The following is an 11837-nucleotide window of genomic DNA, read 5'->3' as shown; positions in this document are numbered from 1 at the left end:
TCATAATGAAATTCACATGAAGGGGTAACCAACTGTAGCATGCTTTTATCTCAGACTTAAGACCGAGCTTTGCGTTTTTGAATATGCTCATATGCGAATATAAAGCCAATTAAACAGAACAGACCGATAAAGAATCCAGCTGCAATATCTGTTAAATAATGGACGTTAATAAAATAACGACTAATCCCTATTAAAAAAATCAGTATGGCAAATGAAATCTGCACAGCTAAAATTGCCTTTTTCGAAGTCATTTTCTTTGTAATAAAATATGCTAATAAGCCGTAACAGACTAACGTAATCATGGCATGCCCAGAAGGAAAACTGTGTCCTTCTGCATTCGCCTCTACTAATATATTTGGTCGTTCACGATTAACCAAAGACTTAATTAATTTATTGAGCAAATGACTTATTAACGTACCACCAGCGAATATTAAGGCTGGCAACCAATGGCGAAAGAGCCACCACAATCCAAGACCACATATAAAAGTAAATGGATACATAAATGGTTCCGAGCCTAGATTTGTTACAGTACGAAAAAAAGTATAAATAAAGGTACCTGGAAACGTATCAACCGGATCTCTTGTCCATTGGTCTACATATGGAAGCTCTCCGCGGTTTATTTTAACGATCCATACTACCATCGTAGTAAATACCATCAATGATAAAAGTGCGATAAGATAATGACGTTTTTTCATTTTTCCTCTCCTATGTAACAAATCATATTATACGATTGACTAATTAAAATCTTGAAATTTTTCGAAAATAACTTTATTCCTATCATACCTTAAAATGTTTGCTAAAAAAACAATATTTACATAAAATTTCATAAACGTTGAGAAATCATCATACAAGATTTCTAACTCCGGTTTCACGTTAATTAATGTTATACTAGTTAGAAAATAACGTAATTAAGGGGGACACAGTTTTGTTAAAAAAAATTCACAAGGCCATTGATGCGCAGTATCCAGAAATGGTAGAAATTCGACGTTATTTACACCAATATCCAGAGCTTAGTTTTCAAGAATATAAAACGGCAAAGTATATCGCAGAGTTTTATGAGGAGCTAGGGATTCCTTACAAAACAAATGTCGGTGGCAATGGTGTGGTTGCAACGTTAAAAGGTGGAAAAGCCGGCAAAACTGTCGCATTAAGAGCAGATTTTGATGGCCTACCTATTCAAGATGAAAAAGATGTACCATACAAATCGAAAGTAGAAGGAGTCATGCATGCTTGTGGTCATGATGGCCATACAACAACCCTCCTTACGTTAGCAAAAGTCATGAAGAACTACCAAGAGGAGTTACCGGGTACGATTGTTTTCTTACATCAGCCTGCTGAAGAGTATGCTCCTGGTGGGGCAAAACCTATGATTGAAGATGGTGCATTAGAAGGAGTGGATGCTGTTTTCGGCACACATCTATGGGCAACAACTCCACTTGGCGTTTTACAAACTTCGAAGGATGTATTTATGGCAGGTGCTGATCGGTTTACGATTACAGTTCAAGGAAAAGGTGGTCATGGAGCTTATCCACATGAAACCAAAGATGCGATCGTCATCGGCTCACAGCTTGTTTCACAGCTTCAACAAATCGTTAGCCGTCGAATTGATCCTTTGGAAACTGCTGTATTAACGATAGGACAGTTCGAGGCTGGAAGCGCATTTAATGTAATTGCAGATACAGCCACATTGGTTGGTACCGTTCGTTACCTTGAGCCGGAAATTCAAGACATTGTGATTTCAGAAATGGAAAAGATTATTGAAGGAGTCTGTGTCTCAAATGATGTGACCTATGCATTTGACTATAAAAAAGGTTATCCACCATTAAAAAATCACTCCGAAGAGGCAGAACTTGTTTTAAAAGCTAGCGATAATATTGAAGAAATTCATACACGTGAAGAAGTTATTCCTGTAATGGGCGGAGAAGACTTTGCTTACTATACAATGGAAAGGCCTGGGGCATACTTTTTCACAGGTGCCAATAAAGATGGGAATCCATACCCACATCATCATCCGAAATTTGATTTTGATGAACGGGCACTGCCTATTGCAGCCAAAACATTAATTAATGCCTACTTTGCATACCAAGAGAAGTAGGAACTCTTAAGAAAGTCGGTCTAGGTAAAGGATAATTAGATAAAGAGTTTGGGAAAAAGAGTTTTAGTCCAAGTGAAATCCGAACAATTCTTTCATTAGAATTAGTCGGATTTTTCTTTTGAAGATTTTCCGTAACTTTATTGCACATTATGTATATAATGTGACATAACTAAAAATGATTGTTGGATGCATATAACTCGCTACGGAAATACATTTCGCTTTCCGCGGGCTTGCGCTGAGCCTCCTCGCTCGCAAAAATCGCTCTCTGTGGGGTCTCATCGTCTTCGCTGTTTCCGCAGGAGTCTACATGTATTTCCTCCGCTATAACAGTTTCTTCTTATGATTAAATAAATAAACTTAACCTTAATGATGTATATTCTTCCATAAAATAAGTATCACTTCCTCAGCGGAGGCAGAATGCGTAGACGCGGGAACAGCACGAGTCCGAAGACCCCGCAACGGTGGTTTGGCCGTGAGGAGGCTGAGGCCGTGCCCGCGGAAAGCGAAGCGTTCTGCCGTAGCGGCTTTCTAACGAATACATCCATTAGGACAGGATAATTTGAAGCAATCAAGTTACGTCGCATAATCCATCTACTATGCATTAAAATCCTGTAACAATCACTCTTACTATCCATATTCGTTAGTCATGAGAATAGAATGTTATGGTTATATTCTAACCCCTTTTTCATACGAGCTTTTGTTTGACATAACCGTGAATAAATACATAACTAAATACAATTCCACCGGCTAATGCAACAATAAAACCTAAATACTCTAACTGCAGTAAGAACACAAGGGCAAACAATACTGTTTGTACCAAAGTTAATTGGAACAACCATGACGTCAGTGCTTTCTGACGCACCTCTACCTCTACTGGATAGATATCAAGCCACATGATCGTGCGGTGATGCTGGTAAAGTGTCATTAATTGAAAACTACTCATATATAAAAATAACAGGACAAACAGTAATTTCATCCACAAATTCGGTACAAAGTAAATAAACAATCCACCAATGACGATCAAGCGAACATACATCCCGACATAATCCCCACCACGGATAAATGTAATGCGATATAAATAATTATAGGTTTGCTGTTTAGCAAAAGGTAATCGACTACCTAGCATCGAAACCAGCCAATGTCTCTTTTTAATTCGGTTTTTTATATGTGGTACATCCGTAAACATATTGGCAATACGATAAAATGTTTGCATCCTGTTTTGGTCTTTTTCCACTAATAATTCCCAAGCTAATCCGGCTTGCTTATTAGATAGGTTCCAATCATACAAAAACACAACGACAAACAATACTGTTGTAATTCCAGCTAAAAACAGCTCTCCATTAACAAGAAAATAAAAAACGGCAATATTTAACAACAGTCGTGCAAACAGGTCAATATGACGAATACTACGATCACGAACTCGTAACATCCACCAATTAGCAATTAAATTCCACAGCTTAAATACCAGTACAACGAACAGCGTAAGTAAATAGGTAGAACCTTCTCGATCCGTGTACGTCTCAAAATATAAAGGTCCAAGAGCTGCAACAGCTAAAAAGATTAAGTAGATCTGAATAATAAAACTATAGATTAGAGCATTGCGAAAATAAGCATTCATCTTATGTTCAGCGGTAATTAGAAATACCAAATCAGGCTCTTTCAATAACGTACGGACTGGACTATAGCTTACTAATAATCCAAACGCAATGCCGATGATCCATGCCGTTGGAAAGTCTTCTGGTAGTTGCGCTAACCACTGTTGATAGTAGTATGCCAATGCAGAGATTAAAAATAAGGAAGCAACAGCAATATGTCCATTAAATATGTATTTAAGATATCTGCTTGTCTCCTTTATATGCGCAGAGAACCTTCTTTTAAAAAAATCATGTGAATTAAACATGGTTATCTTCCTTTGTCAACTGTACATAAAGATCATCTAATGTAGCATTCGACATATTAAATTGCTCTCGCAGTTCTTCTAATGTCCCATATGCTCGAATTTCTCCTTCATGAAGAATGACAAAACGATCACAGTAACGCTCTGCAGTAGCTAAAATGTGCGTAGACATTAAGATACCCGAACCATTTTTCTTCATGTCTTCCATCAACTGTAGATAGGATTGAATTCCTAAAGGATCTAATCCTACAAATGGCTCGTCCACAATATACAGTGGTGGCTCAATTAAGAATGCACACATAATCATTACTTTTTGCCGCATCCCTTTTGAAAAGTGAACGGGAAACCACTTCAACTTCTTCTCCATGCGAAATTCTTTTAGTAAGACTTCCAATCGTTCTTCAAATAAAGCTTCTGGTATATCATAAGCCATTGCGGTTAACCTTAAATGTTCATACAATGTTAATTCATCATATAGGATTGGCATTTCTGGTATATATGCTAACTGATTTCTATATTTATTTGGATTATCTTGAAATGTTTTCCCATTAATGGAAACAGATCCTTTTTTCGCCTGCATTAAACCAATAATATGCTTAATGGTTGTGCTTTTACCAGCGCCATTTAATCCGATTAATCCAACAATTTCTTTTGGTTTAACTTCAAAAGAAATTCCATGTAAAACATTTTTATGGGTATATCCCCCAACTAAATTATCTATCCGTAACAAAGGCTCCACACGTACTCCTCCTAGACTAATCACTTGATTAAAATTTTATCACTTTTACCACACAAAGCCAAAACAAACTGTCATACGATTTTCGACATTTTTTTAAAATGATGTGTATAGAAAATACAAATCGGATCACAATAACTAATGAAGATCGAGGATGATTCACTGCAAGACAATTTGTTAAACACAAATGAGGTGTTAGTGTTGGCGTATAAAAAGGCTTCACTACAATTAAAATGTGTTAAAAACAAATGAGGTGTTAGTGAACGATAATCTAATGAAATAAAACCCTTTTGTTAGAAGAAATCTCAACGCCATGAGGTACTGATGAAAAGGTTTTGGTAAAAGAAAGTTATGAAGCTTAGCGATTAACTAATTTACAAAGTCCCCACATTAGCTTTATTGACATCCTCGATCTTCACAAAGCAGGCGCGTCCCACCCCAGGGACGTTGCCTGTTTATTTTTTGATTAAAGTTTTATTCACTCCCGTTTTTAAGTGAATTTGTAGATTAAAGCTGGAAAACTTTACATCATACCTTCACTCTATATAAAATGGAGAAAAATACCGAAGGAGTTGTCTACTATGCCACATGAAGATTGTATCTTTTGTAAAATTATTGAAGGAGAAATCCCTTCTGCCAAAGTATATGAGGACGATTATGTTTATGCTTTTTTAGACATTAGTCAAGTTACGAAAGGACACACGCTCGTCATTCCTAAAACTCACACGAAGAATATTTATGAAACCCCTGCAGAGGTTGCGAGTGAATTATTTGCACGCGTTCCTAAAATCGCCAATGCAATCCGCGATGCCTACAATCCAGTCGGAATTAACTTACTAAATAACAATGAAAAAGCAGCTTACCAATCTGTCTTTCACCTACATATTCACCTTATCCCACGATATGGGGAAAATGATGGTTTTTCATTAAATTGGGATACGCATAGTGAGGATTATAAGCAAGAGGATTTGCAACAAATTGCTACAGATATCCAAAAGGAAGTTAAATAGTAGGATATCTGAAAATTACACCTTTTTATTTTACCAAATGTTTGTTATAATGAATGTAAGTTTCTGCAACTGACAACGAGTGTACAGTTGAGGGACAAATATTTTTTAGCTGAGAAAGCTGAGACGAGGAGAGGTACAAATGAATACGAGAATTTTGGTCATTTTATCACTATTATTGGGGATTGGTGCAGTATTACACTATGTCATTCCAGGATTTGTCTATGGAATGAAGCCTGATATGTTATTATCGATGATGTTTTTAGGGATTATGCTATTCCCTAAACCAAAGTATGTTGTCACCCTAGCTATTGCAGCAGGTGTAATTTCTGCTTTGACTACCCAGACAGTAGGTGGTCAGATTGCAAACATGATCGATAAGCCTATTACAGCATTGCTGTTCTTTGGACTGTTTTTACTAGTCAAAAACCGCATTAGCATGAAATTTAACGTACCAGTCTTAACTGCAATAGGTACCATGATTAGTGGATCAATATTTTTAACTGTTGCCCTATATGTTGTTGGATTAATGGATGGAACATTTATATTATTATTCCTAACCGTTGTGCTTCCAACCGCAGGATTAAACACTGCATTTATTTTAATCACATATCCAATCGTACAACAAATTTTAAAACGTTCACAACCAATTGCAGTGAGCTAATCAAAATATGAATTAAAATCCTCTGGCACAACGCTTGTCAGAGGATTTTTTAAAGAAAACTGGTATAATGTAGAAAGATAAATACATAAAAACTTTCATAGTATGAGAAAAATCGGAAAAAATTAAGGTATAGTGGGAAAGGAGCGGATTTGTATGGCAAATAGTAAGTCTTTATTACTCGGAGTTATGGTTGGTGGGGTCGTTGGTGCTACCGCTACATTGCTTAGTGCCCCTTCTTCTGGAAGAGAATTACGGTTTCGTGTACGTGAACAAAGTGCTGAGTTAAAACAGCTCGCTGCAAACTTAAAACAAGATGGGTTAAAATTGAAAAATCAAATTGCTGCAACCTCTAAAGAAGGTGCAACGTTAATTAAGGAATTAACTCATGAGATGAAAGACTCTGTACAGGAATGGAAGAGTACAGTAGAACCGCACCAGGAAAATATCCGTGAATACTTAGAGCAAATTGAAACAAGCCTAAAAGAATTAGAAGAAAAAGTGCAAAAAAAAGAATAGCAGCCTTACTAAAAGAGTGAGACAAAGTAAAAAACATCCGAACCACCTCGGATGTTTTTTGTTTATATATATTTGTTGCGTATAACGTTTATTATGCGTACTAACTTTTGGTTTCACTTAATGAGAATATTGTTAGATAACCGCTACGGCAGAAGGCTGCGCTTTCCGCAGATTGCTTGAGCCAATATATAAAGGAATGAGGATCCACTTCGTTTTTGAAGAGGATCGTGGTTCCGTTAAATGACAAAAACACAGCCCAAACAAGGAGTATGATGATCCTCATTCCGCTATTAGTCATAAATCAGTGAAAATTATAGTGGAAATTGGTGAATAAAGGAATGAGGAACCAAAACAATGCTCCAAATGACTTATTTCTACCATTTAACGGAATGAGGATCCACCTCGTCATTGCTGAGGATCGTTCTTCCACTATTTGGACCCAATGACGGTTAGAGGAACCCTACTTCCCCCATTGGAGGATTAAATATTCCACCATCAACTTCATTTTTGGATACATTTTTTACGTCGCATTATACATCAACTCTGAATTAGGCTCAATCTACTTCCTATTCTTTGAACTAGCTCACGTAACAGGTGGATTCTACCTACTAGCATGTAATGAAAAAAGAGGCCGATACCTTGTATCAGCCTCTTTCCTTATTATTCTACGCCTTCAGTCCACTCAGAAACTTTTTCTTCGTTTTCTTCAACCCAATTTGCTGCTGCATCTTCAGCTGATTCACCGTTATATACATCTAACATAACAGATTCCATATCAGCAGTAGTCCAGTTGAATTGGTCTAATACTTTATAAGCATTTGGAAGGTCTTCTTCTAGTCCTTCACGAACCATTGTGTCGATTGTTTCAGCTTCACCAAATACACCTTCAGGATCTTCTAAATACTTAAGATCATATTCAGCGAACTTCCAGTGTGGAGTCCAACCAGTAACAATAATTTCTTCTTCGTTCTCAATAGCACTTCCTAGTTCAGTTGCCATCGCACCACTTGAAGAAGGCATTACTTCCCAATCAGATAAATTTTCATATGTTTCAACAGAAGTTTCTGCTGCGTTAACAACACCAGCACCTGCTTCAATACCAGTAATTGTTTGGTCCGCTTCATCAGTTAAATCAGCAATTGAATCTACATCCATGTATTCAGGAACTACTAAACCAATTTTTGCTCCTTCTAGGTTTGAACCTAATTCAACCATTTGATCAGCAAATTCTGCATACTGAGACTCATGTGTTGCTGGTAACCAAGCTGCTACCATACCATCTGCTTCTCCACCTGCTACAGCTTCCCACATGGCTGTATTGTCGATTGGAGTTAAAGTAACATCATACCCAAGACCTTCAAGTACATTTCCTACAACGTGAGTAGAAGCTACTTCAGAATCCCACTCAACATATACTAATTCGATCTCTTTACCATCACCTACAGATGCTGAACCTTCTGAATTATCGTTAGAACCTGAATCGTCATCAGATCCACATCCTGCTGCAAATAATGATAATGAAAGTCCAGCAGCAATACCTAGACGTTTCCAGTTACGTTTAAACATAACGTAAAATCTCCCCTTTTTTTAAAATATATATATGGAACTTTTCACAATGAAAAGTATACCAACGAAATAATTAGTTGTTTTGTTTGCTATTCATACTTTGTGTAATACGATCCATAATAATCGCAAGAATAACAATACCGATACCGGCAACAAAACCTGTACCAACGTTAGAACGTTGTAGTGAGGATAGTACCTCTCTTCCAAGACCTGGTGCCCCGATCATTGATGCAATAACAACCATAGATAAAGATAACATAATAGTCTGGTTAATACCTGCCATGATCGTCGCTTTCGCCATCGGAAGTTCTACTTTAAATAGTTTCTGTGCACCTGTACTACCAAATGCTTCAGATGCTTCTACTAGCTCTTTGGATACTTGACGTATTCCTAGATTCGTAAAGCGTACCGTTGGTGGTGTTGCAAAGATCAAGGATGCAAATACACCCGGTACCATTCCAATACCGAAGAATGCAACAGCTGGAATCAAGTATACAAAGGCTGGCATTGTTTGCATGAAGTCCAAAATGGGCTTAATAATTGCCTCTGCCGTTTTACTTTTAGACATTAAGATTCCAATTGGCACCCCAATAATAACGGATAGAATACTTGCCAGTAGTACCAACGTAATCGTACTCATCAATTGCTCCCAATAACCTTGGTTGTGGATCAACCATAGACCAATTAATGTAAATGCTGTAATTCCCCATCGTTTACCAGATACAAAAAATGCAATGATTGCAAGTACTAGAATTAAGATAAATGGTGGAATTACCATTAATATATCTTCAGAAACCCATTCCATAAAGGTACCGAAATGCTCTTTTATCGGATTAAAAATAAATGAAAATGTTTCTTTTACCCAATCTACAAATGCTTCTGTTCCTTCTGCTAACGGTATACCTTCTGTAAACCATTCCTTCAACGTATTAAACATTTTCAATATTCACCTCACTATCTCCAGCAAGTGCTGCAATAACCGCACCACGAACAATAATTCCTACAAGTCGTTCATTTTCAACAACTGCTACTGGAATTGGCGAACCATTAATTATTGTGAAAATATCATGCATTGCTGTGTCTTTTTCAACTTTAGTTATATCTGTACGTAATATTTCATGAAGATCACGAACATCTTTTTTCTTCGCTTCAGATGCATCATCTGCTGTTACATAACCTTTCAAATTACGTTTGGCATCAACAACTAAAATACTTGAAAGACCTTCTTCACGCATACGTTCCAATGCTACACGTGGACCGTGTTTTTCAATATTTACGGTTTCCGGTCGTTTCATAATATGTCCTGCTGTTAAGATCTTCGAACGATCTACATCTTCAACGAATTTTTCTACATAATCATTCGCAGGATTTACAAGGATTTCTTCTGGAGTTCCGATTTGAACAACAGAACCATCTTTCATTAATGCGATTCGATCCCCAATCCGTAATGCTTCATCCAAGTCATGTGTAATGAAAATGATTGTTTTCTTCATTGTTGATTGTAAATCAATCAGTTCGTCCTGCATATCTTTACGAATTAATGGATCTAATGCTGAGAAAGCTTCATCCATTAGTAGTACTTCAGGGTCATTTGCTAATGCTCGCGCAAGTCCTACACGCTGTTGCATACCCCCAGATAATTGATCTGGTTTTTGATCTAAATAACCACCAAGACCAACCATTTCTAAAGCTTCTTTCGCTTTTTTAGACCGTTCTTCTTTAGGTACATCCTGAATTTCCAATCCATATTCTGCATTTTGTAATACAGTACGATTTGGAAATAAAGCAAATCGTTGGAATACCATACTTAATTTTTCACGTCTTATTTGACGTAATTGTTTCTTATCCATCCTAGCTAAATCCTGTCCATCAACTAGAATGCTTCCTTCTGTTGGTTCAATCAATCGGTTAATTAATCGTACCAAGGTAGATTTACCACTTCCTGATAATCCCATAATTACAAAGATCTCACCCGGTTCAACCGCAAATGATGCACGGTTTACACCTACAGTACTACCTGTTTCCTTTAATATATCTTCTTTGGTTAATCCCTCATCTAAAAGTTTTAAGGCTTGCTTTGAGTTCTTACCAAAAACCTTCGATAAGTCTTTCGCCTCTATAATAGGCACATCTTTCACCTCTTCTTAATATTTCTTTTTATCTAGTAAATAAGTTGTCATAGATAACTAGACACACATAAGCACCGAACTAGGTCAACTTACCTTAATACTATATAACGTTTTACCAATTCAGTTCAAACATTATATACCATTAATTTCGTTCATATTTTTTGTACAGTTTATTCTGTACAATCTTTTTGTGCATTTTCCTTTTAAATGCTCCAAATTGCTAGAAAATACTTACCAACCTGATATTTTTAAATTTGATTAATTTATTGTAACCTTGATGTAGCAATGTTTCTAGGAGGATTACATGTTGGAAAACAACGTAGAACAAGTTCGCAATAAAATAGTGACCGAATTCGCTAAAACAATAGAGATGTTTGATTTAACCCCTTTAGAGGCAAGACTTTTTGCCTACTTATATTTATCAGAAAAAGCCCTCACCTTGGATGAAATGAGCGATGCATTAGGAAAAAGCAAAACTTCTATGAGCAATAGTATTCGAAGTTTATATGATATGAATCTAGTAACACTTGTATGGAAAAAAGGCGTGCGCAAAGATCTATATCAATCCAACTCCCAACTATTTAAACTATTTATGACTACATATATTAATAAATGGATAGACGCCACAAATCACCAGAAAGATGCCTTAACAGAACTGGAACATAATCTAAGTGAGTATAGGAACAAACCAGGAAAAAACGATGAATGGGATAAACTAACGAAACAATTAGATGACATAATGGAATTCCATAAAAAATTGGATTCATTCTTTCGAGAAATGAAATGATAAATAACCTTCATGTAATTAGAAAAAAGCGCTTATTTAAAGCGCTTTTTTTCATTTAATATGCCTAAGAATGAGTCCATTAAATCATGATAATAACCCTCTTTTTTTAATGCTAAGATCGTTTCATCAGGATGTAGCTTTTCATTTAGCATTCCCGCAAAGTTAATTAGCAGCGAAGAAAAGTCAAGCAACCCTTCTTCCTTCTGAAGCTCATATTTTTGATTTAATACGTGTAGTAACTCCAAAAGATCATTATATTCTTCATTCGTAATATTTTTCTCAATAATTAATTTAGTAAATGGGTACTTTTTCAGATCAATTGTTTTCGAAAGCAATTGTAAATGAAACATCGCTGTATCGCCCTGACTATAACTTTTCAATACCAGCCTCTCCCCCATTCTAACCCCGTTCTTTATGTATTCATAAACCTAATTTTATTT

At 36.4% G+C, this 11837-nt stretch carries 12 protein-coding genes; 5 read left to right on the top strand and 7 right to left on the bottom strand.

The window, feature by feature from the left end; translation table 11 throughout:
• Nucleotides 1-56 precede the first annotated feature (56 nt).
• Nucleotides 57-695, bottom strand: coding sequence for a phosphatase PAP2 family protein (locus BMX40_RS02215; RefSeq protein ID WP_090866384.1), 639 nt, complete (start codon nucleotides 693-695; stop codon nucleotides 57-59).
• A 230-nt stretch (nucleotides 696-925) separates the two neighbouring features.
• On the opposite strand from BMX40_RS02215, the gene BMX40_RS02210 reads away from it, so the two are divergent.
• Nucleotides 926-2095 (top strand): M20 metallopeptidase family protein, encoded by a 1170-nt coding sequence (locus BMX40_RS02210; protein ID WP_090866383.1) that lies wholly within the window; start codon nucleotides 926-928, stop codon nucleotides 2093-2095.
• Between the two features lie 685 nt (nucleotides 2096-2780).
• Here BMX40_RS02210 and BMX40_RS02205 read toward each other — a convergent pair.
• Both BMX40_RS02205 and BMX40_RS02200 read right to left on the bottom strand, forming a co-directional pair.
• Nucleotides 2781-3995 carry an ABC transporter permease gene (locus tag BMX40_RS02205; RefSeq protein ID WP_090866381.1) on the bottom strand — a complete coding sequence of 405 codons (1215 nt, stop codon included), beginning with the start codon at nucleotides 3993-3995 and terminating at the stop codon, nucleotides 2781-2783.
• The gene (locus BMX40_RS02200; protein WP_090866379.1) at nucleotides 3988-4731 is read right to left on the bottom strand and encodes an ABC transporter ATP-binding protein; all 744 of its coding nucleotides are present in this window, start codon (nucleotides 4729-4731) and stop codon (nucleotides 3988-3990) included. Before BMX40_RS02200 ends, BMX40_RS02205 begins: the two co-directional genes overlap by 8 nt.
• A gap of 578 nt (nucleotides 4732-5309) precedes the next feature.
• Between BMX40_RS02200 and BMX40_RS02195 the strand changes: the two genes are divergently transcribed.
• The 3 genes from BMX40_RS02195 to BMX40_RS02185 all read left to right on the top strand — a co-directional run bounded on the left by BMX40_RS02195 (nucleotide 5310) and on the right by BMX40_RS02185 (nucleotide 6915).
• Complete coding sequence (locus BMX40_RS02195; protein ID WP_090866377.1) at nucleotides 5310-5738, top strand: HIT family protein; 429 nt, start codon at nucleotides 5310-5312, stop codon at nucleotides 5736-5738.
• Nucleotides 5739-5877: 139 nt separating this feature from the next.
• Nucleotides 5878-6399: a tryptophan transporter gene (locus BMX40_RS02190; RefSeq protein ID WP_090866375.1), complete on the top strand. Its 522-nt coding sequence runs from the start codon at nucleotides 5878-5880 to the stop codon at nucleotides 6397-6399.
• Nucleotides 6400-6552: 153 nt separating this feature from the next.
• Nucleotides 6553-6915, top strand: a complete 363-nt coding sequence (locus BMX40_RS02185; RefSeq protein ID WP_090866373.1) for a YtxH domain-containing protein — start codon at nucleotides 6553-6555, stop codon at nucleotides 6913-6915.
• Between the two features lie 660 nt (nucleotides 6916-7575).
• Here BMX40_RS02185 and BMX40_RS02180 read toward each other — a convergent pair.
• From BMX40_RS02180 to BMX40_RS02170, 3 genes are all read right to left on the bottom strand, one after another.
• On the bottom strand, nucleotides 7576-8481 hold the full coding sequence (locus tag BMX40_RS02180; RefSeq protein ID WP_090866371.1) for a glycine betaine ABC transporter substrate-binding protein: 906 nt from the start codon (nucleotides 8479-8481) through the stop codon (nucleotides 7576-7578).
• Between the two features lie 73 nt (nucleotides 8482-8554).
• Entirely contained in the window at nucleotides 8555-9418 is an 864-nt protein-coding gene (locus BMX40_RS02175) for an ABC transporter permease (protein WP_090866369.1), read from the bottom strand.
• Nucleotides 9411-10610, bottom strand: coding sequence for a quaternary amine ABC transporter ATP-binding protein (locus BMX40_RS02170; protein WP_090866366.1), 1200 nt, complete (start codon nucleotides 10608-10610; stop codon nucleotides 9411-9413). Before BMX40_RS02170 ends, BMX40_RS02175 begins: the two co-directional genes overlap by 8 nt.
• 304 nt (nucleotides 10611-10914) lie before the next feature.
• Here BMX40_RS02170 and BMX40_RS02165 point away from each other — a divergent pair, with 304 nt between their 5' ends.
• On the top strand, nucleotides 10915-11397 hold the full coding sequence (locus tag BMX40_RS02165; RefSeq protein WP_090866364.1) for a GbsR/MarR family transcriptional regulator: 483 nt from the start codon (nucleotides 10915-10917) through the stop codon (nucleotides 11395-11397).
• Between the two features lie 32 nt (nucleotides 11398-11429).
• Here the strand turns inward: BMX40_RS02165 and BMX40_RS02160 are convergent, their stop codons facing one another.
• The gene (locus BMX40_RS02160) at nucleotides 11430-11777 is read right to left on the bottom strand and encodes a DUF1878 family protein (RefSeq protein WP_244513315.1); all 348 of its coding nucleotides are present in this window, start codon (nucleotides 11775-11777) and stop codon (nucleotides 11430-11432) included.
• Between the last annotated feature and the right edge of the window lie 60 nt (nucleotides 11778-11837).

The organism is Oceanobacillus limi, assembly GCF_900111445.1.
GTDB classification, from domain to species: Bacteria; Bacillota; Bacilli; order Bacillales; family Amphibacillaceae; genus Ornithinibacillus; species Ornithinibacillus limi.
The sequence above is the reverse complement of the archived record's forward strand: the minus strand, read 5'-3'. Positions and strand labels throughout refer to the sequence as shown.